Annotated in this window: 22 protein-coding genes and 1 pseudogene; 17 read left to right on the forward strand and 6 right to left on the reverse strand. The window is 69.1% G+C overall.

All coding sequences use genetic code 11. The features are described from left to right. From ACFOY2_RS53290 to ACFOY2_RS53310, 5 genes and pseudogenes are all read left to right on the forward strand, one after another. A pseudogene (locus ACFOY2_RS53290) lies at positions 1-831 on the forward strand (hypothetical protein); the annotation flags it as partial. Positions 832-1033: 202 nt separating this feature from the next. Next, entirely contained in the window at positions 1034-1204 is a 171-nt protein-coding gene (locus ACFOY2_RS53295; RefSeq protein WP_379535863.1) for a hypothetical protein, read from the forward strand. A gap of 43 nt (positions 1205-1247) precedes the next feature. Further along, complete coding sequence (locus tag ACFOY2_RS53300) at positions 1248-4100, forward strand: lantibiotic dehydratase (protein WP_379535864.1); 2853 nt, start codon at positions 1248-1250, stop codon at positions 4098-4100. Beyond that, on the forward strand, positions 4100-5371 hold the full coding sequence (locus ACFOY2_RS53305) for a lanthionine synthetase C family protein (protein WP_379535865.1): 1272 nt from the start codon (positions 4100-4102) through the stop codon (positions 5369-5371). Before ACFOY2_RS53300 ends, ACFOY2_RS53305 begins: the two co-directional genes overlap by 1 nt. 137 nt (positions 5372-5508) lie before the next feature. Then, positions 5509-5961 carry a VOC family protein gene (locus tag ACFOY2_RS53310; protein WP_379535866.1) on the forward strand — a complete coding sequence of 151 codons (453 nt, stop codon included), beginning with the start codon at positions 5509-5511 and terminating at the stop codon, positions 5959-5961. On the opposite strand, the gene ACFOY2_RS53315 is transcribed toward ACFOY2_RS53310, so the two are convergent. Genes ACFOY2_RS53315 through ACFOY2_RS53325 form a run of 3 tightly spaced genes read right to left on the reverse strand, consistent with a single transcriptional unit; the run spans position 5958 to position 9468 of the window. After that, positions 5958-6869 (reverse strand): carbohydrate ABC transporter permease, encoded by a 912-nt coding sequence (locus tag ACFOY2_RS53315; protein ID WP_379535867.1) that lies wholly within the window; start codon positions 6867-6869, stop codon positions 5958-5960. The two genes, ACFOY2_RS53310 and ACFOY2_RS53315, sit on opposite strands and share 4 nt — an antisense overlap. Then, positions 6866-7825: an ABC transporter permease gene (locus ACFOY2_RS53320; protein WP_379535891.1), complete on the reverse strand. Its 960-nt coding sequence runs from the start codon at positions 7823-7825 to the stop codon at positions 6866-6868. Before ACFOY2_RS53320 ends, ACFOY2_RS53315 begins: the two co-directional genes overlap by 4 nt. Positions 7826-7827: 2 nt before the next feature. Next, positions 7828-9468, reverse strand: a complete 1641-nt coding sequence (locus ACFOY2_RS53325; protein WP_379535868.1) for an extracellular solute-binding protein — start codon at positions 9466-9468, stop codon at positions 7828-7830. Positions 9469-9627: 159 nt separating this feature from the next. On the opposite strand from ACFOY2_RS53325, the gene ACFOY2_RS53330 reads away from it, so the two are divergent. The 4 genes from ACFOY2_RS53330 (at position 9628) to ACFOY2_RS53345 (ending at position 15877) form a co-directional block, all read left to right on the forward strand. Continuing rightward, positions 9628-10839, forward strand: a complete 1212-nt coding sequence (locus ACFOY2_RS53330; protein WP_379535869.1) for an ROK family protein — start codon at positions 9628-9630, stop codon at positions 10837-10839. Positions 10840-10937: 98 nt separating this feature from the next. Next, the gene (locus ACFOY2_RS53335; protein ID WP_379535870.1) at positions 10938-13709 is read left to right on the forward strand and encodes a glycoside hydrolase family 3 C-terminal domain-containing protein; all 2772 of its coding nucleotides are present in this window, start codon (positions 10938-10940) and stop codon (positions 13707-13709) included. Continuing rightward, positions 13706-14710, forward strand: a complete 1005-nt coding sequence (locus ACFOY2_RS53340) for a LacI family DNA-binding transcriptional regulator (protein ID WP_379535871.1) — start codon at positions 13706-13708, stop codon at positions 14708-14710. Before ACFOY2_RS53335 ends, ACFOY2_RS53340 begins: the two co-directional genes overlap by 4 nt. Positions 14711-14872: 162 nt before the next feature. Beyond that, the gene (locus ACFOY2_RS53345) at positions 14873-15877 is read left to right on the forward strand and encodes a hypothetical protein (RefSeq protein ID WP_379535872.1); all 1005 of its coding nucleotides are present in this window, start codon (positions 14873-14875) and stop codon (positions 15875-15877) included. A 77-nt stretch (positions 15878-15954) separates the two neighbouring features. On the opposite strand, the gene ACFOY2_RS53350 is transcribed toward ACFOY2_RS53345, so the two are convergent. Beyond that, positions 15955-16965 carry an ArsR/SmtB family transcription factor gene (locus ACFOY2_RS53350; protein ID WP_379535873.1) on the reverse strand — a complete coding sequence of 337 codons (1011 nt, stop codon included), beginning with the start codon at positions 16963-16965 and terminating at the stop codon, positions 15955-15957. 279 nt (positions 16966-17244) lie between these two features. On the opposite strand from ACFOY2_RS53350, the gene ACFOY2_RS53355 reads away from it, so the two are divergent. Next, positions 17245-17607, forward strand: coding sequence for a peptidase inhibitor family I36 protein (locus tag ACFOY2_RS53355; RefSeq protein ID WP_379535874.1), 363 nt, complete (start codon positions 17245-17247; stop codon positions 17605-17607). A gap of 333 nt (positions 17608-17940) precedes the next feature. On the opposite strand, the gene ACFOY2_RS53360 is transcribed toward ACFOY2_RS53355, so the two are convergent. After that, complete coding sequence (locus ACFOY2_RS53360) at positions 17941-18420, reverse strand: hypothetical protein (RefSeq protein WP_379535875.1); 480 nt, start codon at positions 18418-18420, stop codon at positions 17941-17943. Between the two features lie 26 nt (positions 18421-18446). Continuing rightward, positions 18447-19883 (reverse strand): XRE family transcriptional regulator, encoded by a 1437-nt coding sequence (locus ACFOY2_RS53365; protein ID WP_379535876.1) that lies wholly within the window; start codon positions 19881-19883, stop codon positions 18447-18449. A gap of 203 nt (positions 19884-20086) precedes the next feature. On the opposite strand from ACFOY2_RS53365, the gene ACFOY2_RS53370 reads away from it, so the two are divergent. From ACFOY2_RS53370 to ACFOY2_RS53400, 7 genes are all read left to right on the forward strand, one after another. Further along, positions 20087-20272 (forward strand): hypothetical protein, encoded by a 186-nt coding sequence (locus tag ACFOY2_RS53370; RefSeq protein WP_379535877.1) that lies wholly within the window; start codon positions 20087-20089, stop codon positions 20270-20272. Further along, entirely contained in the window at positions 20269-20562 is a 294-nt protein-coding gene (locus ACFOY2_RS53375) for a hypothetical protein (protein ID WP_379535878.1), read from the forward strand. Before ACFOY2_RS53370 ends, ACFOY2_RS53375 begins: the two co-directional genes overlap by 4 nt. Before the next feature lie 65 nt (positions 20563-20627). Further along, on the forward strand, positions 20628-20957 hold the full coding sequence (gene tgmA / locus ACFOY2_RS53380; protein WP_379535879.1) for a putative ATP-grasp-modified RiPP: 330 nt from the start codon (positions 20628-20630) through the stop codon (positions 20955-20957). 23 nt (positions 20958-20980) lie between these two features. Further along, positions 20981-21925: an ATP-grasp ribosomal peptide maturase gene (tgmB, locus tag ACFOY2_RS53385; protein ID WP_379535880.1), complete on the forward strand. Its 945-nt coding sequence runs from the start codon at positions 20981-20983 to the stop codon at positions 21923-21925. Continuing rightward, a complete protein-coding gene (tgmC, locus tag ACFOY2_RS53390; RefSeq protein ID WP_379535881.1) occupies positions 21922-23055 on the forward strand; it encodes an ATP-grasp peptide maturase system methyltransferase in 1134 nt (377 codons plus the stop codon). The genes tgmB and tgmC overlap by 4 nt, the downstream gene beginning before the upstream one ends. A 70-nt stretch (positions 23056-23125) precedes the next feature. After that, the gene (locus tag ACFOY2_RS53395; RefSeq protein WP_379535882.1) at positions 23126-23707 is read left to right on the forward strand and encodes a GNAT family N-acetyltransferase; all 582 of its coding nucleotides are present in this window, start codon (positions 23126-23128) and stop codon (positions 23705-23707) included. Next, positions 23704-24219, forward strand: coding sequence for an NUDIX hydrolase (locus ACFOY2_RS53400; protein ID WP_379535883.1), 516 nt, complete (start codon positions 23704-23706; stop codon positions 24217-24219). The genes ACFOY2_RS53395 and ACFOY2_RS53400 overlap by 4 nt, the downstream gene beginning before the upstream one ends. Positions 24220-24278: the final 59 nt, after the last annotated feature.

The raw sequence follows: 24278 nt of genomic DNA on the forward strand, positions 1-24278 counted from the left end.
AGCCCGTTGCCTGGAGACGGGCACGGCGGGTTCGGGAGGCGGCCCGAGGAAACCCACCGATGGCAACATCGGCAGGGCGTCTCGGGCCGACCTCACGTCACCGTGGGTGCGTGGGAGGTGCCGCCCGCATGGCGGGAACAGCTCGCGCACGGGGGGCGGCTGGTCGTCCCGCTGCGGATGCGGGGCGTCACCCGCTCAGTGGCGCTGGAATTCGACGGCGCCGTATGGCGAAGCGTGTCAATCAATGAATGCGGGTTCATGCCGATGCGGGGCCCGTCAGCGGTGGAGGAGATCAAGCTGGCGCTGGGCACCGACAGCGGCGTGTGGCTGCGCATCGACGACGGGCAGCCGGTCGACGCGGATGCGCTCGGCGCGGCGCTGACCGGTGCGCCGGCCCTGGCCTGGTCGGGGGTGGTGGTGCCGTGGACGGAGACGGCGATGACGCATCTGGATTTCTGGCTGGTCGGCGCGTCCGCGTCGATATGCCGGGTCCTGGTGGCGCGGGAGGCGGGCCTGGTCGACCCGATCTACCCGTGGGGCAGCATGGGCTGCTACACATCCGACAGTTTCGCGTACCTGGTCCGCCGTCCCGCGCCCAGCGACACCGCCCAGGAGATGATCGAGCTGGGGGCGTGCGCGTACGGGCCCGCTGGGGAGCGGCTGGCCGGTGAGGTCGCCGACCGCGTTCGGGCGTGGGGCGCGGCCCGGGCCCGCGATGAGCTGGCGGGTCTGCGGATCGAGGTCCATCCGGTGGGCGCCGAGGATGCCCCCACAGCCATGATCACGGCGGAGAAGAAGCACAGCAGGGTGTTCGTCACCACGGGTGGTTGACGGGCACCGCTCACTCGCACCGGGCAGCGATCAGCGTGGCCTACTCGCCTCAACCACCAGACCAACGTCTTACCGACACGCCCTCAAGCACTGCCCGAGGGCGACAGATCAACGCGGCTGCGCGCCGCCATCGAAGGTGAGCAGCCGCTACCGCCCCCCTACCGTCCGGTTTCGGGGGAAACATCCACAAGTGGAGGCCGTCATGGCGCTCAGAACCAGCACGCCGACGCTCGACCTGTTCGACCTGTTCGACCTGAGCCCACAGGCCGGGCCGGTACACGAACTCCCCGGCACCATGGCTTCCGGGGACTGCACCGACGACACCTGTACGAACACTTGCGCGACTAGCTGCGGCTGCGGCGACGATGACTGATAACAACGGCTAGACCGTGACACATCAGAGGGAGGAGTTGGGTATGCAGGTCTTCGTTCCGTTCCCCGCCCCGGCGCTGGCGCGGATCCCGCTCCTCCCCCTGACCTGTACGGCCGAGGCCGGCGGGGCCGGAGGAGCGGTGGATCCGCTGGTCCGCGAGGGGATGTTCCTGGCATCCAGGCAGACAGCCGCTCTCGCCGCCGCGTCCTCACCGGAAGGCCGCGGCCGTGAGACGGTGCGCAGCTACACGGTCCGAGCCCAGACCCGGCCCACCCCGCAGGGGGTGTTCGCCGGCGTCGCCGCCGCGTTCTTCTCCGGCTCCGGCGGCCACGGCTGGACCATGGGGAGCGAACATCGGGCCCGTAGCGTCCCCGATCCCGGATGGCTCGCCGCAGTAGCCGACCGTGTCCTGACCGCCCCGGATGTGCTGCCGCATCTCACCCTGTCCTCCAACAACCTGGCCGTCCGCCGCGGCGGACGGCTGGAACATGAGCGGGCGGCAGAACCCGGCACCACCGGCGTGCGGCGGGTCACCGTCCGCGCGACCGACGCCACCGCACTGATCATGCAGGTGTGCGCGCGAGGAGCCACAGGCAGTGAGGTACTCGACGCCGTCACCCGTGCCTGGCCCGGAGCGCCAGAAGCGCCGGTCCGCGACATGGTCCTGGAGCTCGTGCGGCAGGGCTTTCTGCTGACCGACCTCCTCGACAACGGTAGCGACGACCCGCTGAGGCACCTCCTGGCCAAACTCCCATCCGGCAGCGCTCTCCGGAAAGACCTGGCGCTGATCCGCCGGCACCTCGCCGATGCCGACACCCACCCGCCGGGCTCGCCGCAGCGGCTCACCATGCTGGCCACCGCGAGGGCCATCACCGACCGGATCGCCCACCGGGAACGGCCCGTCCGCGTGGACGTGGCCGTCGACGCCCACCTGATTCTGCCTGCCAGGCTCGCCCGCGAGGCGGCCGACGCCGCAGGGGTGCTGTGGCGGATCGGCAGCGACCCCGACCCTCTGGCCGGCTTCCACGACCGGTTCACTCACAGGTACGGGCGGCACCGGTTCGTGCCACTGCTCGACGCGCTCGACCCCGTGATCGGGGTGAGCCTGACGGAGACACCGCCCAACACACCGCCGGAGTCGACGCGCGTTCTCGCCTCGCTGATCGCGTCCGCTGAGCATAGCGCCGAGGTCGAGTTGGACGCCGGAACGGTCGAGGCGCTGGCCACGGCGAACGGAAGCGAGTCCGCGCCGCCGCCGCGGACCGCCGAAATCTATGTGCGAGTCTTTGCCGACACGCCGCAGGACGCGACTGCCGGGCGGCTGCGCTTGGCGGTGGCTCCCGGCGGCGGCACCCAGGAGGCGGGATCGTCGTCGGGGCGGTTCGCTTCGCTGCTGCCCGAATTGAAGGTGGACGATGCGGACGAGGACGCCGTAGTCGCGGAGTTGGTGGTCCGCGCCCGTACGCCATCCGGGGCGACGCTCGCGCCGCCGACAGGGTTCGCGGCGCATCGGATCCCGCTCGGCGTCCCGGTACGCCCCGGCGACCTGAACCTTGCTGATCTTCTGCTGGTGTCTGACGGGCGGCGGCTGCTGCTCTGGTCGGCCGGCCTGGGACGGCGCATCATCCCGGTGCTGTTCTCGCGCCTGTCGCCCCGCCTGCTCCCCCCGCTCGCCCGGTTCCTGCGGCTGCTCGGCCAGCACGGGTGCCGCCCCTGGCAGGCATGGTCGTGGGGGCCGCTGGCCGCTCTGCCGTTCCAACCGCGCGTCCGCTACCGGTCGACGATCCTCACCCCCGCCCGCTGGACTCTCCCGGCCACGGTGACCGGAGCCGCGCAAGCCGACTGGGACGCCGCCCTGGACACCTGGCGGACGACGACGGTTCCCGCGCCGCCGGACGTCGTCGTCGTCCGGGAGCATGACCGGGCGCTGCCGGTCGATCTGCGCCGGGCCGATGACCGGGCGCTGCTGCGCCGCTACGTCAAGCGAGGTGCTACCGCGGTGACCGAGCAGCCGGGCGGTCCCGGCGCCGTCCAGGGCATCATGGCGGGGCCGACCGGGGCGCACGCCCTGGAGCTCGTGGTGTCGCTCGCCCGAGCGCAGACGCCCCCACCCCTACCCCCGCTGCCCTCCGTGGCGGTGCGGCGGCCCGGTGAAGGGCTGTACCTGCCCGGCGGGCGCTGGCTTTCGCTCGTGATCCGCACCCCCGCGATCTGCCAGGACGAAGTCCTCGCCCGTCTGGCCGCCGTCTGTGACGGCGTCGACGGCCTGTGGTTCTGGCTGCGGTACGCCGACCACGCCGGCCCTCATCTGCGGGTCCGGTTCCATGGCGACCCCGAGTACCTGGGCGGCCGTGTCCTGTCCACGATGGGCGATCTCGTCGGCCAGCTCGTCCGTGACCGTCTAGCGAGCGGCCTGGCGGTCGAGCCGTACGAGCAGGAGGTCGAGCGGTACGGGGGCAGCCCGGAGGCGATGGCCGCGGCGGAGGAGGTGTTCGCGGCTGACTCCCGGCTGGTGCTGGCCACGGTGACCGCAACGCCGCACCCTGATCAGCGGACGGTCGTCGCGGCCTTGTCCGCCGCGGCGATCGCGCGCATCCTGGCCGACGGGGATCGCAGGGCGCTCGCCGGTCACCACGTCGATCGGGACGCACGCCGGAAGATGGCCGAATTGCGGCCCTTGACCCGGGCGGCGGCCGCGCTGCCGTCCACCAGCCCAGCGTGGGCAGCGCGGGATAAGGCCTTGGTCACTTACCGGGATATGCTCGACCCGGAGCAACGCATCTCGTGCGCATCGTCAGTGGTCCACATGCACGTCAACCGGATCCTCGGCGCGGCCATCCCGGAGCCGCTGGTTCGGGCGCTGGCGGTAGACCTGCTCTTCCTGGGCGCTGCTTGATGAGCGACACCCGGGCCCAGGCCGCCGGCCAGGCGCTCACGATCGCCGAACGTCTCCTGGACCCCAAGTCGATCGTGGCCGCCGCCCCCAAACGGCCAGGCGCGTGCCTGCAGAGCCTCGCCGGCACAGCGCTCCTACACGCCCGCCTGAGCCACACCGACCCCCGTTTCGAGAGGGCGGCCCACGCCCACTGGACGGCCGCCGCAACCCTCAGCCCGCGCCCGCGCACTGCGGCTCCCGGCGTTTTCGCAGCCCCCGGAGGCATGGCGACCTCGCTGATCCTCGCCGAGGGCTATCTCACCGACCCCGAACCACAACGGCACGCCGTGCAGCAAGCCGTCCGCTGGCTATCGCACCAGGCAACCGCCAAAGCCGACACCCACCACGAGCTCCTCCGTCGCGGCCCCGCCACACCGGCCTGGGAGCTATACGACGCCATCACCGGTCTTGCAGGGATCGGCCGGATCCTGCTTGCCGCCCTGACCAACGGACACGACCACGCCGAACCAGGGCTGAAGGCCGCACTGACCACCCTCACCACCATCATCAACACCCCTGGAGGCCGAACCCGGCCCGGCTGGTGGCTACCCGCCGACGGCCACCCCTCCACCACCGGCGTCCCACCCTCAGGGGTCGCCGAGACCGGGATGGCCCACGGCATCGCCGGACCCCTGGCCCTCCTGTCCATCGCCTCATCAGCCGGGTGGGAGGTCGACGGCCAAACCGCCGCGATCCGCGCCGCCGCACAGTGGCTCCTCACCTGGCAGACCCCCGGCACCACGACCTGGCCGCCCTACATCACCGGGCACGAACTCGACAACGGACCACCTGCCCCAACGCCGGCGGCCGGACGACGCGACGCCTGGTGCTACGGCGCCCCCGGCATCGGACGAGCCCTCACCCTCGCCGGCCACGCACTGCCAGACCCACACCTGGCCGAGGCCGGCGACACGGCCATCGCGTCCCTGGCCAGCCGCCCCGTCCACCTGTGGGACACCGAGGGACCCACCCTGTGCCATGGCAGCTCTGGAGTGCTGCAATGCGCTGCAACCCGCAAACCGGCCACCGCCGATCCTGCGGCGTCGTCGGTCGCATCGGCGTTCAACCCCGAACACCTCTTCGCCGTACAACACCTCGGGGCAGGAACCGCGTCCGACGATCCCGGGCTTCTGACCGGCGCAGCGGGCATCGCCCTCGCTCTCGCCGACCACGGCAACCTACCGGCCCCCGCGACCGCCACCCGATGGGATGCCGTCTTGCTTCTGTCCTGAACAGAGCGTGGATCGGCTCGGACATCTTTCAGAGCCCGGCCGCGCGAGGCGGCCGTCGCAAGAACCCATCGGTATTCCGATAGATCACCCCAAACTTCGTTATTGGTCTTCAACCCGGCGCCCTGATTAGCCTCTTGATGGTGATCCCGAGTGCCCCGTACCACGTCGGCTACGTCGTGCCGGACATCGAGCGCGCCATGCACGACCTCGGCCGCGCGGTGGGCGTCGAATGGAACCCGGTATGCGACGGTCGTCTGGGTGACTGGAGTTACCGCATCGTGTTCTCCCGCTCAGGCCCCCTCTACACCGAACTGATCGAAGGCCCGGCGGGCAGCCCGTGGGACCCCGGCGAGGGGCCCCGCTGCGACCACGTCGGGTTCTGGGCCGGCGGGATCGACGCCTGCTCACGGCGTTTGTTCGAGAAGGGCTTCCCACTGGATTTCGACGCCCGCTCGTACGGCCGCCCCTGGGCCTACCACCGCATGCCGGGCCTCGGGCTGCGCATCGAGCTCGTCGACATCTCGATCCAGCCGGAGTTCCTGCGGACCTGGAACCCCGGCGGGGCCACGATGCCACCCCTGAACTGCTAACCCTTGACGGCCCCCACGATGACGCCCTTGGTGAAGTGGCGCTGCACGAAGGGATAGATGACCAGGGCGGGGATCACCGCGATCACCACGATGGCCATCTTGATCGCCAGCGTCGGCGGCGCGTCGCCCGTCACCCCGGCCGTGGCCGCCGGCAGGGGGTTGGAGTCGACGACGTACTGCCGCAGGATCAGCGCCAGCGGCCACTTGCGCGTGTCGTCGATGTAGAGCATCGCGTTGAACCACGCGTTCCAGTACCCGACCGCGTAGAACATCGCCACCACCGCCGTGACCGCCTTCGACATGGGCAGCACGATCCGCCACAGGATCAGGAACTCCCCGGCCCCGTCGATGCGCGCGCTGTCCAGGACCTCGCCGGGGATGTTCATGAAGAACGAGCGCAGCACCACCACGTTGAAGGCCGACACGGCCGTCGGCAGGATCAGCGACCAGTAGCCGTCCTTCAGCCCCAGCCCGCTCACCATCAGGTAGACGGGGATGATGCCGGGGAAGAAGACGAACATCAGCAGCACGCTGAACAGCAGCGGCCGGTGCAGGAACGAGCCGGGCCGCGACAGCGAGTAGGCCCCCAGCACGCTCACGCCCGTGCTGAGCAGCGTCCCGGCGAGGGTCACCCCGGTGCTGACCAGCACGGCCCTGCTGACCACGGTGTCGGAGAAGATCTGCCGGTAGGCCTCGAACGTGATGCCGTCGGGCACCAGGACGAGCCCGCCCGCCCGGTTGACGGTGGCCGAGGAGCTCAGGCTGGTCAGCACGATCGTGTAGAGCGGGCCGAGCACGGCCACGACGATCAGCGTCACGAGCGTGCCCTTGCCGAACTGCCCGACCGGCGACGGCCGCTCCTCCCATGGCGCCAGCCGGGCGGGCTTCCTGGACGTCAGAGCTGTCATGATCTCGAATACACCCCTCGCTCGCCGAACGCGTGCGCCACCCGGTTGGCCGCGAGAATGAGCAGCAACCCGACCAGCCCCTTGAACAGCCCGGCCGCCGCCCCGTACCCGAGGTCGCCGGTACGCAGGCCAGACCAGTAGACGAACGTGTCGAACACCTCGGAAGCCGCGCTTCCGACCGCGCTGCGTTGCAGCATGAACTGCTCGAACCCGACGTTCAGCGCGTCACCGAGCCGCAGGATCAGCAGCAGCACGATCACCGGCCGCAGCCCCGGCAGGGTGATGTGCCACATGCGCCGCCATCGCCTGGCCCCGTCCACGGCGGCGGCCTCGTACAGGTTCGGGTCGATGGTGCTGAGGGCGGCCAGGAAGATGATCGCGCCCCAGCCCGCGTCCTTCCAGATCGTCTGGGAGGTGAGGAGCAGGATGAAGGTGTCGGAGTTGGTCATCCAGTCGACGGCCTCGCGGCCGTTCTCGCGCAGGATCTGGGCCAGCAGCCCTGCCCCGCCGAACATCTGCTGGAAGATGGCCACGACCAGCACCCAGGAGAAGAAGAACGGCATGTAGACGACGCCCTGCACGAACGCCCTCAGCTTGGCCGAGACGATGCTGTTCAGCAGCAGCGCCAGCATGATCGGCACGGGGAAGTAGAAGACGAGCTGGAAGGCCGTGATCGACAGGGTGTTGGTCACCGCGCGCAGGAACTGCGGATCTTCGAAGAGCAGCGCGAAGTTGGTGAACCCGATGATCGGGCTGCCGAGGATGCCGCCGTCGTAGGGGTTGTAATCCTGGAAGGCGATGACGTTGCCGAGCGCCGGAACCCACCAGAAGGCCACGACCACCAGCAGCATCGGCAGGTTCATCACCAGCAGCGGCCAGTCCCGGCGGAGCTTGGCCCGCCAGGTCGGGGCCTGCTGCTTCGTGGCGGCGACGGGGGCCGGGCGCTCGGCCGTCAGACTCACAGCCTGCCGTTCTCGCGCGCGACCTTCATGTAGAACTCGCGCGCCTCGTTCCCGCCCTGTTCCTGCCACTCTTTGAGGATCTTGGGCCACTCCGAGACCGGCCGCTTGCCGCGGAAGATCTCCTGCATCTTGTCCTGGGTGGGTGTCACCAGGCCGGCCATCTTGGAGGGCGTCTCCACGCGGATGCCCACGAACGGGTCCTTCTCCAGGAGCTTCGAGGCGGTGGTCGACCAGTCCCACAGGCTCTGCACCAGGCCCTTGTACTGGCTCTTCTCGTTGGCGTTCGGGCGGCCCGACAGGAACAGGTACGTGGGCGCGACCTCCTTGCGCCCGAGCGCGGTCTGCTTGACCTTGCCGTCCTCGACGTTGTAGTGCTTGCCCTCCACGCCGTTGTTGACCAGCTCGTATTCCTGGGTGCCGAACGGCGCCGAGGTCCAGTTGGACAGGGACAACAGCTCGCGCGTACGGGCGTCGCCGAGGCCCTTCTTGATGAAGACGAACATGCTGGCGGGCTCGTTGCGCCACACGATCGTCCTGCCCCCGGGCTGCGCCGGGTAGGGGGCGACGATCTGCATGTCGAACGCCGGGTTGTCGGGCTGGAAGCGGCCGAGGTTCTCGTGCCAGGCGCCGAGGCCGTCCCGGTATATGACCATCTGGCCGCTGCCGAAGATGCCCTTGTTGTCGGCGTCCTTGTTGGCCACGACGTCCGGGTGCACGTACCCGGCCTCGAAGAGCTTGACCATGAATTCGATCGCGGCGGCCCATTCGGCGGTCTCGTACTTGTACTCGAGCGTGCCGTCGCTCTTCTTGCGCCACTCGCGCGGAGCGCCGAAGGCGCGCTGGAGCTCCTCCTCCATACCGCCGCCGAACGCCCAGCGCTTCTTCTTGGGGTCGGTGATCGCCTTGCCGAGCGCGACCAGGTCCTGGGCGCTCTTGGGCTGCTCCAGGCCCAGCTCCTTGAGGATGTCCTGGCGGACGAAGGTGGCGACCGGGAAGGGGTCGTTCTGCCAGGGGATGCCCTGCAGAACGCCGCCGAAGACGCCGTACTGCCAGGCCGTGGTGTCGTAGTTGGCCAGCAGTGGGAACTCCTTGGCCTTGTCTCCGGCCAGGTAGGGGCCCAGGTCGGCGAAGAGCTTGTTGGCCGCCTCGGTGAAACGCGCGATCTTGATCAGCTCCCAGTTCGGGACCATGACCATGTCAGGGACGTCGCCGCTGGCCAGCAGCGTGCTCAGCTTCTCGCCGTAGGTGTTGCCGTCGGAGATGTTGAACCGGACGACGCCGCCCAGCCGCTCGTTCATGTACTCGTAGTAGGAGTTGTCGCCCAGGCCCGGCGGCACGGTTCCCCACAGCGGCGTCATCGCGGTCACCTCCTTACCGCTGGTCAGCGGCTTGGCGGTGACGGCCTGAACCATGCCGGCCGGGCGGGTCAGGAAGCCCGGCTGGACGAACTCGCTGCCGGGCAGGTCCGGCTTGAGCCCCGGGATCTCGAACGGGACCCGTGTCGGCACCAGGCTCTTGAGCTTGTCGGCGGCCACGGCCGTGCCCTTGGCCGGGCCCTTCTTCTCCGCGCACCCCGCCACCAGGACGCTCGCGCCGACCAGGCCGAGGAATCCGCGGCGAGTCGTGGGATTCGCCATCTCGCTCACCTTCTCTGAGTAGGGATGGCCTTTTACAATTAGTTGGTATTACGACCAAACAAATTAGTAGACTGTGACCGTGGCCACAAGAGCAGGTTGGTGGAGGGTGGCGGGGATGCTGCATGCTGGGGTCATCTCTTGGCGGGAACGGGGCTGATATTGATCACTTCTACGACCGGCCCTCAGCCGGCCGACTTCGCCGACGTGCGGGCCACCAACCTCGCGGTCGTGCTGCGCTTCGTCCGTGAGCACGCGCCGTGCTCGCGGGCCGACATCGCGGCCTCCACCGGGCTGAACAAGGCCACCGTGTCGAGCCTGGTCGCCGACCTCATCGACCGGCGGCTGGTGCGCGAGACCGGGCTGACGGAGAACCGCGTCGGCCGGCCTGCGACGATGCTGGTGCTCGACGGCTCGCCGTACGCCGCCATCGGGGTCGAGATCAACGTCGACCACGTCTCGGCCGTGGCCACGGGCCTGGCGGGGGAGCGGCTGCTGACCTGGCGGCGCGCGTTCACGGGCGGCGAATCGGTCAGTCAGGGCGTGGCCGGCGTCGGCGCCATCATCCGGCGCGTGGTCAACCGCATGGCCAAGGAGGAGCGCCAGGTGCTCGGCCTGGCCGTGGCCGTGCCAGGGCTGATCGACGTGCAGGGCACCGTGCGCATCGCGCCCAACCTCGGCTGGCGCGAGGCCGACCTCGGGGGCGACCTGGCCAAGGCGCTGCGCGACCCGGGCTTCCCCGTCCAGGTCGACAACGACGCCAACCTCGCCGCACTGGCCGAGCAGCGCTTCGGCGCCCACGCGGGCGCCTCCGACCTGGTTTATCTGACCGGCGAGATCGGCGTGGGCGCGGGCATCATCCTCGACGGACGGCTGCGCCGCGGCGGGCTCGGCTACAGCGGCGAGATCGGCCACGTCCAGCTCGACCCCGACGGCCCCGCGTGCCACTGCGGCCGGCGCGGCTGCCTGGAGGCGATGGCGGGGATCGGCGCGGTGCTGGGCAAGGACCCGTCCCCGGCGGAGATCCAGGTCGAGATCGAGGAGACGGTACGCCTGGCGCGCGCCGGCGACGCCGGCACCCTGGCCGCGATCGAGTCTGCCGGACGGAACCTGGGCAAGGGCGTGTCCATTCTGGTCAACCTGCTCAACCCCGAAGTCGTGATCCTCGGCGGCCACTACGTCGCGCTGGCGCCCTGGCTGCTGCCCCCGGTCCACGCCGAGCTCGGCCACCGCGTCATCGCCGCGCAGGCGGGTGGCTGCCAGGTCGTGGCCTCGACGCTGGGCCACGACGCGGCCGCTCTGGGCGGCGCGGCCCGGGTGCTCGACTCCATCGATTCGGGAAGATTGCCGGGAGGATTGCCGCGGATCCCTTGACCTTGGTCGCGGGGAAGTGCACCCTTCAGTCAACCCACCGAAACGTCCGCGTAACTTCCCCAGGCCGGTCGTCGAAGCGCTTCGACACTCTCAGAGGGATGATCATGCAAGAGCCCCCCTTCCGTGACCCAGCGGTTCCCCTTGCCGATCGAATCGACGACCTGATGCGCCGGCTCACCCTTGAGGAGAAGGTGGGCCTGCTCCACCAGTACCAGGCCCCGGTCGAGCGGCTGGGGCTGGGCGCCTTCCGCACCGGCACCGAGGCCCTGCACGGGCTGGCCTGGCTCGGCCCCGCCACCGTCTTCCCCCAGGCCGTCGGGCTGGCTTCGACGTGGGACCTCGACCTCGTCCGCCGCGTCGGCGAGGCGACCAGCGACGAGGTGCTGGCCTTCCATCACAAGGACCCGGCGGGGGCGGGGCTCAACGTGTGGGCCCCGGTGGTCAACCCGCTGCGCGACCCGCGCTGGGGGCGCAACGAGGAGGGCTACTCGGAAGACCCGTGGCTGACCGGCGTCATGGCCGCCGCGTACGCGCACGGCCTTCGTGGGAGCGCTCCCGAAGTTCTCAAGACCGCCCCCACACTCAAACACTTCCTCGCCTACAACAACGAGAGCGACCGCTGCACGACCTCCAGCAACCTGCCGCCGAGGGTGCTGCACGAGTACGAGCTGCCCGCCTACCGCCCCGCCATCGAACAGGGCGCCGCCGTGGCCGTCATGCCCTCCTACAACCTGGTCAACGGCCGCCCCGCCCACCTCAGCCCGCTGATCCGGCAGGTCCTGCGGGCCTGGGCCCCCGGCGACCTGCTGGTGGTCAGCGACGCCTACGCGCCGGGGAACCTGACCGCGCTGCAGGGCTACCACGACACGCCGCCCGAGGCGTACGCGCACGCGGTCAAGGCCGGGCTCGACAGCTTCACCCAGGACGACGACCGCTCAGAAGCCACGCTCGCCCACCTGCGCGCGGCCCTGTCGCAGGGATTGCTCGCCGAGCGGGACGTCGACGCGGCCGTACGGCACACGCTGTCGATCAGGTTCCGGCTCGGCGAGTTCGACCCGGCGACACCGTACGATGACATCACCGACAACGTGGTCAACTGCCCCGAGCACCAGCGGCTGGCCAGGGAGGCGGCGCGGCGCTCGTTCGTGCTGCTGCACAACGACGGACTGCTGCCGCTCACCGGCGTGACCAAGGTCGCGGTCATCGGACAACTCGGCGACGCGCTCATGGAGGACTGGTACAGCGGCACCCTGCCCTACGCCGTCACCGCCCGCGCCGGGCTGGCCGAGCGATGCCAGAGCGTGTTCTGCGAGGCCGTGGACCGGGTGACGCTGACCTCCGAGGCAGGGCCCGTGGTCGCCGACCCGGCCGGAGGGCCGCTACGCGTGGCGGCGGCGGAGCCGGGGGAGTTCGACCTGTTCGACTGGGGCGGCGGCGCGTACGCGCTGCGGGCGGTGGCGAGCGGACGATTCGTGTCAGTGGACGCCACCACGCTGGTCAACGACCAGCCGGGGCCGAACGGGTGGGAGGTGCGCCAGACGTTCCGCATGGAGGAACGCCCGCGCGGCACCCTCGCCCTGCGCCACATCTCGACCGGCTGCTACGTGGGCACGGCCGAGGACGGCGTGCTGCGCCTGGTCGACGACGCCGACCAGGCCGTCTGGCTGGCCATGGACGTCGTGCGCAGCGGCACCGAGCAGGCTGCCCGCCTGGCCGAGACCGCCGACGTGGCCGTCGTCGTCGTCGGAGACCACCCGCTGGTCAACGGCCGCGAGACCGAGGACCGCATGACGCTGGCCCTGGCCCCGGCCCAGGACGCCGTGGTCCAGGCCGTCCGCAAGGCGAACCCGCGTACCGTCATGGTCATCACCAGCGGCTACCCGCTCACCTGGACCGACGCGGACGTCCCCGCCGTGCTGTGGTCGGCCCACGGCGGCCAGGAGTACGGCCACGCGCTGGCCGAGATCCTCTTCGGCGACGCCGACCCGGAAGGCCGCCTCACCCAGACCTGGTACCGCTCAGAGCAGGAGCTGCCCGACCTGCTCGACTACGACATCATCGCCTCCGACGCCACCTATCTGTACTTCCGCGGCGTCCCGCTGCACCCCTTCGGCCACGGGCTCAGCTACACCACCTTCGAGTACGCCGACCTGCGCGTGGAGCTCGCCGACGACGTCGTCATCGCGCGGGCCACCGTCACGAACACCGGCGCCAGGCCCGGCGTCGAGGTCGTCCAGTTCTACACCCACCAGCAGCGCTCGCGCGTCAAGCAGCCGCTGCGCCGCCTGCGCGGCTTCGAGAAGGTGCGCCTGGAGCCCGGCGAGAGCCGCGCCGTCACGCTCCGCCTGCCCGTCGCGGAACTGGCCTTCTGGGACGTGACCAGGGACAGGCCCGTCGTGGAGAGCGCCACCCACCAGCTCATGGTCGGCCGCAGCGCCACCGACCTGCGGCTGAGCGCCCGCTTCGAAGTCGAGGGCGAGACCATCCCACCCCAGAAGGGGCCGCTGCGCGCCGCGGCCCACGACGAGTACGACGCGATCACGTTCGTGGACGAGACCAAGCAGGACGGCGACGCGGTCAGATCGGACGCGGAAGGCGCCTGGATCCTGTTCAGGCAGGTGAACCTCACCGGCGTCCGCACCTGCGTGGCCACAGCCGGCAGCACAGAAGGCGGCATGATCACCATCCGCCGCGGCGACCCCCTCTACGGCCAGGTCCTGGCCGCCTTCCCCGTGCCCAGAACCCAGCGTTACGGCTATCACGCCATCACGGCGGCTCTTGCGGACGTGGACGGGGTGCACGATCTTTATGTGGTGTTCGAGAACGATGGCGTGACGCTGACACGCCTTGACTTCGGAGCAGGGGCTTGAGCGAGCGCACGGTCACGATCTCCGAGGTCGCCAAGCACGCCGGCGTGGCCGTCAGCACGGTCTCCTACGTGCTCAGCGGCAAACGGACGATCTCGGCCGACACCAGGCGGCGGGTCCTCGACAGCATCAGCGCGCTCGGCTACCACCCCAACGCCGGCGCCAGAGCCCTGGCCAGCAAACGCTCCAACGTCATCGCCCTGGTGCTGCCGTTGCGGGCCGGCATGCACGTGCCCGTCCTGATGCGCTTCGCCAGCGCCGTGGTCACCGCCGCGCGCCGCTTCGACCACGACGTCCTGCTCCTGACCGCCGACGAGGGCACGGCCGGCATCCGCCGCGTGGCAGCCAGCGCGCTCGTGGACGCCCTCGTCCTGATGGACGTCGAACTCGACGACCGGCGGGTGCCGCTGCTGCGCGAACTGGCCGAGCCGAGCGTCCTCATCGGCTTCCCCGCCTCGCCCGCCGGCCTGACCTGCGTCGACCTCGACTTCGCCGCCGCGGGCGCGCGCTGCGTCGAACACCTCGCCGAACGCGGCCACGTCGAGATCGCTCTGCTCGGGGCGCCGTCCGTGGTGTACGAACGCGGCACGGGCTTCGCCGGGCGGACCCGCGAAGGCTTCGTCGAGGCGGTGGCCGCCCACGGGCTCCAAGGGGTGGCGCTGCCGTGCGAGGAGACGTTCGACGAGGTCTACGAGACCGTCCGCGACCTCCTCCTCGACCATCCGGGGCTGTCGGGGCTGGTCGTGCACAACGAGGCCGCCGTCGGACACGTTCTGGCCGCGCTGCGCCAACTCGACCGGCGGGTGCCGCACGACGTCGCGGTGGTGGCGATCTGCCCGGACGACGTGGCCGAACGCGCCAGCCCGCCGCTCACCTCCGTGCTGATCCCGGCCGAGGAGGTGGGGCGGGAGGCGGTGCGACTGGTCATGGACAAACTCGAAGGGCGCCCGGTCCCCGACTCCACCCTCCTCACCCCCCTCCTCGCCATCCGCTCCAGCACCTGACCACTCCGCATGGTGGGCCGGGCAAGGGGGGTTGGGGGTTTGACGGGGTGCTTTACGCGATCTTTCGCGGGCCGTTGGTTGAGTGGGCGCGCACGTCGTTGATCGAAAGCTGTGTTGATCGGAGTTGCTCAAGTGACGGCAAGCAATCCCCTCGACCTTCGTGTGTCCCGCAGAACGGCCCTGGTCGGCGCCCTCGGAGCGGCGGTGGTCGCCGCCGTACCGGGTCAGGCCCACGCCGCAGAGGAGGTCGCCCCCGCGGACCCCCTCCCGCAGGGCTACATCATCCCCGGCGACCGGGCCTTCCCCACCGGCATGTGTCTCGACCCCCGCACCGGCCACTTCTACGTGGGCAGCGCCGAGGACGGCACCATCTACCGAGGCCACCTGAGCCGCCCGACCGCCGAACCCTGGCTGCCCAAGGGCCAGGACGGCCGCACGGTCACCTCGGGCACGGCCGTGGACCGCATGGGCCGGCTGTACATCGCGGGCGCGGACACCCACGCCCTGCGCATTTACGACACCCGCACCAAGCGCCTGCTGGCCGGCCTGACGGGGGCGGACGGCGGGTTCCTCAACGAGATCGCCATCGCCGACGACGACCTGGCCTATGCGACGGACTCGTACGTCCCCGTGATCTACCGGGTGTCGCGCCGAGGCGGAGACTGGCGCCTCGAACACTGGCTGGACGTGTCGTCCACGGGCATCGACTGGGTTTCCGGGTCGGTCAACCTCAACGGCATCCTCGCCGCCGGTCCTTACCTGCTCACCGTCAACAGCACCACCGGCGGGCTCTGGCGCGTCGACAGGAACACCTCCCAGGCCGTCAAGGTCGACCTGGACGGCTACCTGCTGCGCAACGGCGACGGCATGGTCCTGCGCGGCAACCGCCTGTACGTGGTGCAGGGCAGCCTCTACGAGGGCGCCAGGCCGCAGGTCACCGTGCTCGACATGGCGAGCGACCTGACGCGGGGCCGCTACGTCGCCAGGTACGACCCGCCGGGCGGCTTCCTGCACCCCAGCGCCATCGCGCTGACGGCCCGCCACGCCCTGGTCGTCAACAGCCAGTACAACCGCTGGCGTGAGGAGCAACCCCCGGTGACCCCGTTCACCATCGCCACGGTGGCCCTGTCGAGCGCCCTGCCGCCGGTCACCGAGGGCAGGCAGTGACCCTCAACGGGCACTGCGGCGTTCACCGCCGGTACGGGCTAACCCCCCTCCGACAGGGCGCGTCCCAGCGCCAGGCATCACGGTTCCAGTCCACCCTGGTAGGGATACGCGTGCCCGTCGAGAAGCGCGTCGCCGAGCCAGGTGCGCTGGTGGATCTGCTGGGCCCCGTGCCGCGCGGTCGCGACCAGTCCGGCGCTGCGCAGGGCATGGAGGTGACGGCTGACCGTCGAGGGCGCCACGTTCAGTCGTGCGGCCAGGGCGCCCGTGGCGTGGCGGGAGGTCAGCAGGCGCAACAGTGTGGCGCGGGTCGTCCCCATGAGGTTCTCGACATGGTCGTCTTCCCCGGACTCGGAGCGCCAGAGCGGTGGATGCTCGACAGGGTAGACCAGCACCGGCGGCAATGACCTGTCGGCCAGGAGCACGGGGCCGTGGACGCCGAAGAAGCTGGGGATCAGCAGCAGCCCGCGCCCTTCCAGATGCAGGTCTCCGTCCTCGGGATAGCGTAACCGCAGGACGGGCGAGGACCAGATCGCCCAAGGACGCAGGCCGCGTAGCAGGGCCTGTACCCCGCCGCCGGCCAACTGCTTGACGCGGCGGGCCAGGTCGGCCTGGGTGGTGGTCATGATGGCGGTCCGGTGCCGGGAGATCGTCGTCTGGTGGTAACGGCGTAGCGCGGAGCCGAGGTGACGCAGGGAGCGTGCGTCCCCCGCCGACAAGTCGTTCAGCCACGGCGAGGGTTTGCCGGAGGTGGCGGCGAGCCGGACGAGCTCGCGGCGCAACCGGGTCCTGGGCGTGGCGAGCACGGTCTCGATGCCGTGCTCGATGTCACCGATGTGGCCGGCGGGGGTCAGAAAGTCGGGCCAGTAGTCGGCGGCGGGCATCAGTGTGCCCAGGGCGCGAGCCGTCATGTCGAGTCGGGCCCCGGTCAGGGCGGTGACCGAGCGGCGCCGCCAAGGCATGAAATAGGGGGTGTGCTGGGCGGGGAAGACGAGTTGGTGGATGCTTAGCACCAGTTCCCACATGGCGTCGGGGCCAGGCGCCAGCCGTACTTTGGCGAGATCGTCCGTGGTGAAGTGAATCCGCAACATCGTCCTCTCCATCGTGAGACGTAAGCCGCCCTATAAAGATCGACTTTAGGTGTCGCGGGTTGCGCTTCTATCGGCGTTCGTTCGGCGAACTGTCACAAACGATCGGCCCGTAGCACGCGCCAAGGGCGATCCGCCACCATCGTGCACCACCGCGCAAAGGATTCCGGTGGGTGCTTCATGCCGGGCAGGATCGGTCAGGCGAGACAAAGCCGGAGGGTGACACCGCCGGCGAGTGCACCATCTTGATCTCCTGATCACACGTCAACGAAAGGGTCTGGCATGCGTATCAAAGGCTTTTCCGCGGCGGCAGCGGCGCTCGCGCTGATCACGGTCGCGTTCACGCCGTCCGCCGCGGTGGCGGAGAGTTGCCCGCGCGGCTTCATCTGCTTCTACCTCGACTACAACCAGAAGGGCGAGATGTCGTTCAAGATCGACAGGGATTGGGACGGCCGCGTGTACGCTCGCTCGTACTTCAACAACGCCTATCAGCAGACCGGATTCGACCATGTCGACCTCACAGTCCAGACCTACGAGGACAAGATCTGCGCCCATTATGGCGACCCGGAGGGCAAGGGCAACATCGCCGCCCCTCCCGTATCCATTCTCGCCGTGACCAAGGTGAAGTGGCGTGGCGAATGCTGATTACCTCGTGAGGCGACGCCGCCCGACCATGAGCGCGGTCACTAGGGCACCATCCTTATTGCGGGGCCCACGTAGGGACTCGGCGGGAGCCGGGGTGACGGTCTAGTTCGGTCGCCGCTTGACGGCCTTCATGACACCACCGCCTCCGGTTCTCGCGAGGCTTCGGACCGGCAACAGGGAGATGCGCCGCAGAGCGCCGGTTAGTGACCGCTCGGGAGCAGGCCTCGTCGCCGCCGAGCCGCCGTCGCTGCCACCCCTTGGAGTCAAGTTGTCTCTCACGCTGTCCCCCGCGCAGTTCTTCGCCGGTCTGGACTGGGCCCCGTAACTCGGTCCTTAACCCCGGGCTGCACCCTCGGGCCAGACGATCGTCACGGGTAGGCCGCGCTCTCGGGCGTCGGCCACCACCTCGGCCGTTCCTCCCGTACCGGTGCCGGGCTGTCCATCCCAGACCGCCACCAGTTCGTCGATCGAGTCCAGTACGGCAGTGTTGGCGGCCTCGTACGCTTCGCGGTTGGCGTGGTCGAAGTCCATGAGCCGGACGGTCGTCGCCGCCGCCATGAGCCGGTCGAACTGTTCGGCGTGGTCCGGCTTGACCTTGGCCTGCCGGTAGTCCCTCGACGGCAGAACGACCTCCAAGTCCCCGTCGGTCGCGAGCACGGCATCCGCGAACAGACTGTCCGCACCGCGAGCTATGCAGGACACGCCCACGATGTCGCCGTCCAACGAGGCGAGGTGCCCGCGCAGCGCCTCGGAGACGAGGCGGGCCGCCTCGGGAGTGAGGTTCATGTGGCCGGTCACGCCGATACGCATCATCGAACCCTTCCTGTCATGTCGGAGTTCTAGCGTGCCAGCGTTTCTCGGATGCGCTGCTGCAAGGGCGCGACGACGGGGTCTTTCCGAGTTTCGATCTCCATATAGAACTCTCGGAGCTGGACGCGGACCCGGTCGGACTGGACTTGCCCGGCGGTGCTGGCCGCCGCGTTGCCCACGGCCACAGCCTCGTCGATGTCGCCGTTGATCAGGTGCGCGTAAGCGAGTCCCACCTGATCGAGCGCGAGACTGCGCAAACTGCAACGCTGCCGTAGTTCCACCGCTCGCCGAATGTGGTTGAGGGCATCGCTCGCGAACCTGCTGTCCTGGTGGGAAAGCTCCAGATACCGGCCACCGGTCACGCCGGCCAGTTCGGCAGCATCGAAGTACGTGATCCAATCGGGGTCGGGGTCGCCAGAGCTGATCTCGGTGAATGCATCCTCGGCATCGCCCGTAGCCCTCTTGAAGGACTCGGGCCGCCCCATCGCAGCGTACGACCACGCCTCACGGGTGTGCAGCATCGCGCGGAGTCGGGGGGTGGCCGTTGACCTGACTCCATCGAGGGCGAGCCGGGTCAGCTCCAGCGCGTCCTGGGGCTGGTCGAGGTACAGGAGTTGACGGGCCATGGACGCGAGGACACTCGCGCCGAACGGCTTGTCGCCGGCGGGCTTGGACGCCTGCAGGGACAGGGCGTAATACTTCTGCGCTGCGGTCTGCATGCCACAGTCCCAGGACATCGTGGCGGCGATCTTCGCGAGCTGCGCCATCACGTGGAACAGGCGGGCTCGGATCTCGTGCGGGTGGCTGTCCCGGACGAGGTCGGCCATCTCGTTCAATTGCCCGATCACGGCCTTACGGGCGAGCCCGCCCCCGTGCTGGTCGTCCCACGTCCGGAACACGTTCGCGGTCGCTTCGAGCTGAGCGACCTCGTCCAGCCCGATCCGCCCGGCCTGCACGGTCGCTGAAGGCTCCGGCGCTGTCTTCACGAGCCAGCGCTGTACCGGATCGACGAGCGGGAGCCCGGCCGTGATGACGAGCGCCTTTACCGCTTGGCGACGGTCGAGCATGAGGTCACTCTTGGTGATGTCGTAGATGGCATCGGCTGTCGGTACTGCTTCCCAGATCCAAGGAAGGGCGGGCGAGGTGACCGTGTTTGCGGCGTCGTCTGCGCTGTCGCCGGCCTTGACCTCCGGCAACGCCGGAGCCTCGAACAGCTTAGTCTCTGGGATCTCGAATGCGCGGCAGTACAGAAGGGGATACGGGTCACGCGGACGACCTTTGCCCGCTTCGTGGTCTTTAACCCTTCGCAAGACTGATTCGAACTCGGCCATCGTGATCTCGTCACCGGCGGCTTTGAGCAGGTGGACGGTCACTTGCTTCTGAGACCAGCCGCGTTGTCGGCGCTCGTGTCGGATGCGTTCGGCATATGCCGGGAGGGCTTTATCCCGGCCGGTCTCGTTTGTCATGCCGTTGCACCTCATCGCGCGGATGGTGACACGCTCGTGTCCCCCAGTGTCACCTAACCGCACCTGTCCGCGCTGCGTTACTGAGCGTTGTGATGGACCCATGCACTGGGAATCGGACAAGCATCCCGCGACCGGCTTCGATGCGCGCCAGCTCGCTGAGGCACGGGTCCTGCGGTATCACCGACGAACCCGATCGAGCCTCGATGCGACTCAACGATGCGCTCGACGCCCTGGCACCCGGAGTAAACGGTTCGGTCCGCCTGGTCCGCCTCAACCGTCACGCTCGTCGGCCGTCCTACGTCCACGGCAAAGTGCTGCTGCGCATCCGCCGCGACCTGACGACCGGCGTGATCGTCCCAGAGTATGAATGCGAGGCGGATCAGCGATGATCGACGATGAGAAGCCTCGCTGCTTCAGCGCTCACCCCATGCCCGCGGCCGAAGACTGCGAAGAACTCAATTGGATCGTTCCACGACAAGAGGAGCGACTGGTTCGCGTCATCGCATGGACGTGCGACTGCGCGGCGATCTTCTACGAGCTGTGCCAGACGGGTGGCCTGCGGTTCATCCGTCGCAACCACAACAAGCAGGGAACATGGACGATCGCCGAGAGTGATCGCTGGCCCGCCCGGCAGGCGGCCGCGCAGTGGACCGCCCTGCTGTTGGGTCACCTCAGATGAGTGGCCGAACAGACAGGCAGCTTCCCTCGGACATGCATTTCGCACCCAGTTAGATGGAGGAATCCATGCAAGCGAGCCCCGACATTCACGCTGGCCAGCCCGGGACAGGAACGACGGGAGGCCACCCCGCAAGTGGGCCTCGCCCATGGGGGCTGTCACGGCTGGCACCCTTCCCCAATCATGGAGACGGTTCCTGCCCTCCGTACCGCGTCATCCTGGACCCCGAGATCCAGACGGGTGTCCGCATCGACATCATCACCAATCAACCCATCGAAGTGAAGCACGGCAGCAACGTGGAGAAGCCGACCGCGACCAAGCCGCAGACCAGCGACGGCAACGGTGGTAACCCGCCCAACGGAGGGTCGGACTCGACGACGGACTGGGTATCTGACTGATGCCGGATCCAGCACCTGTCCTGGTGATCACCTGCCTGGATGACCCAACTGCCGACCTGGTGCTGACCGAACTGCACGGCCGGGGCGTCCCGGTCGTGCGGTTCGACCCGGGCGTCGACTTTCCTGGCGAGATCACGCTGGACGCCTTCTTCGACGGCACGGGGCTTAAGGGCTCGATCGACACACCCTCCCGTCACCTGAACCTGGCCAACGTTGGTGCCGTGTACTGGCGCCAGCCCACGCTCTACAGGCCATCGCCTGAGCTCGATCAGCACGCCGCGTCGTGGGTGGCAGATCAGTCTCGGTTCGGTCTGGGTGGTGTCCTGGCCTCTCTTCCCAGCACCTTCTATCTGAATCACCCCTTCCGCAATCGCGATGCCGAACACAAGCCGCTCCAGCTCGCCACGGCGGCTGCCTGTGGGCTGACCGTTCCGCACACCCTGGTCACGAACCGGCTCGACAGCGCCCGTACGTTCGCCTCGCAGATCAACGAGACGGTGTTCAAGCCCCTGTGGTCCACTCCATACCAGGCTGACGACGGCGAGGCGCTGACCATCTGGGCGCACGTCATCGACCCCGACGCATTGGACGAGGGCATCGCGGCGGCCGCCCACCTGTTCCAGGAGAAGGTGGACAAGGTCGCCGACGTCCGGGTGACCATGGTGGGCGAGCGCGCCTTCCCGGTCCGCATCGACGGCGCTCCAGCGCTGGACTGGCGGCTGGACTATCGCTCACTGTCGTACCAGCCCATCGAGGCGCCCACAGCGATCGTCAAGGGCATGCATACCTACCTAGACACCCTCGGTCTAGTCTTCGGCGCGTTCGACTTCTGCCTGACCGGTGCCGGGGAGTTCGTATTCCTGGAATGCAATCCCAATGGTCAGTGGGCCTGGTTCGATGAACCCATCACCAAGCAGATCGCCGGCGCCATCGCTGATGAGCTGACATGCGCGAAAGGACTGTCATGAGCACCACGGCTGAGCGCCTCCGTCGGGAGTTGGCTACCGCGTTGACAGCCACAGGCGCCCTGAACGACCCCTCGTGGCGCAGGGCGGTCGAGACGGTACCGCGTGAGTTGTTCCTGGGAGCGGCGGTGTACCGCGGTCCGGGATGGACACCGGTTCTGCGCGACCGGACGCCCGGGGAGAAGTGGCTGGAGATGGCCTATACGGATGAGACCTGGGTCACGCAGGTGAACGGCATCCCAGCCGAAGTCGCCACCAAGCCCGTCCTCGGAGACCCCACGTCCTCCTCCACCATGCCGAGCCTGGTCGTCAAGATGCTGGAGAGGGCAGGAATCGGACACGGTGACACGGTCCTGGAGATCGGCACGGGCACCGGCTACTCGACCGCGCTCATGTGTGAGCGCTTGGGCGACGACAAGGTCACCAGCGTCGAGTACGACGAACACGCGGCAGCTCGTGCGCGCGAGGCGCTGCGGTTCGCCGGGTATGCTCCCACGCTCGTCGTCGGTGACGGGCTCGCTGGCTACCAGAAGAACGCAGAGTACGACCGCCTCATCGCCACCTGCTCTGTGCGCTACATCCCCGCCGCCTGGATGTTCCAAGTACGCGAGGGAGGCACCATCACCGCTCCCCTCTCCGGCTGGATGACCGGCAGCGCTCTGGCCCACCTCACCCTGTTCGACGACGGTACCGCCGGCGGCCGGTTCCTGGCCGATGACGTGTCGTTCATGTTCGCTCGCCCACATGCTCGGCCGCCCCGGTCGTCGTACCTGATAGGGGTGGGTGAAGAACGCGACAGCGCGATTGACCCGGGGCTCCTGGACGACTGGACCGGGTTGTTCGTCGCCCAACTCGGAGCGCCGTCGGCCGAGAAGCTGGAGGTTGGTGACGACGTCGTCCTGCTCGACGTGGCCACCGGCTCGCAGGCGACCACCCGGCGCTCGCCTGGCGGTGGCTGGACCGTGCGCCAGCACGGCCCGCTGAGGCTGTGGGACGCCGTCGAGAACGCGATCCTGACGTGGCAGGAGGCGGGCTGTCCACACCAGTCGGGCTTCGGGCTCACCGTCACCCGGGAGGCCCAGCGGGTGTGGCTCGGCGATTCCGATGGCCCGTCTTGGAACCTTCCTGCCTGATCCTCGGCTCCACCGGATCAGGTGCCCCTTGCGCTGCCCGTCCCGTTCCCGTCGCGTGGGACGGGAGTTCATGGCAGGGCACGGCTTGGCCGGGAGAATGTCCGGTGTGATGTACCTTGCCCAAGGGGCGCGGGTGGCCATTCGCCATATCTGCCATCAGGACTTCGAGGAGTTGTCGGCTCTGAACCGGGAGAGCGCTGAGCTGCACGCCCGGTGGATGCCCGGCACGCCCATCGTCACCTTCGAGGAGTTCACGCGCTATATGGCCCGATTCGACGGGCTGCTCCATGAAGGGTTCCTGATCTGCCTGCGTGACACCGGCGCGATCGTCGGCCGGGTGAACGTCAACAACATCATCCGGGGTACCCACCAGAGCGCGACCATCGGCTATTCGGCGTACACGTCCACAACCGGCCGCGGTTACATGACCGACGGTCTGAGACTGCTCGTCGGGCATGCCTTCGGCGCGATGGAGCTGCACCGCCTGGAGGCCAACATCCAGCCGGCGAACACCTCCTCGCTCAACCTGATCGAACGCGTCGGTTTCCGGCGCGAGGGGTATTCGCCCAATTTCCAGTACATCGACGGGGCCTGGCGAGATCACGAGCGCTGGGCGATCATCGCCGAGATGACACGATCGGAGACAGTGTGAACGAGACGATTTCGCGGTCGACGGCCCGCGTGCTGGTGGTCGACCGGCTCGGTCGGATCCTGCTCTATCGCGGCCTGGTCCTGCAGGTGGAGGAGCGGCCGTACGCGTGGTTCACGCCGGGCGGAGGCATCGACCCGGGGGAGAGCCCGCGGCAGGCGGCCGCCAGGGAGCTTCGGGAAGAGCTCGGGCACGTCGTGGCCCCCGAGGCGCTCGGGCCGGTGGTGGCGACGAGTTCGGGTACCTGGTCCCTGGGTGGGCAGCGGTTCTTTTCGCACGACTCCTACTTCCTGCTGCGCGTGTCCGCGTTGGAGGTGGACACCTCCGGCATGGACGAGGAAGAGCGTGCGGTGACCGACCGCTTCCACTGGTGGACGCCGTCGGAGTTGGCCGCCGCGACCGAGGAGATCGTGCCGAGGGAACTCGACACGTTGATGGACCGCCTGTCCGGCGACGATGTCCCGGCCGAGCCGGTCGTCCTGCCGTGGCACCTGCTGGACAGCCGGCGCCCCTGACGTGCTCACCTGATCGGCGTGCAGGCTGAGCGTGTCGGCACCGCTGAAAGAGTGATGAG

The organism is Nonomuraea purpurea, assembly GCF_042650645.1.
GTDB classification, from domain to species: Bacteria; Actinomycetota; Actinomycetes; order Streptosporangiales; family Streptosporangiaceae; genus Nonomuraea; species Nonomuraea purpurea.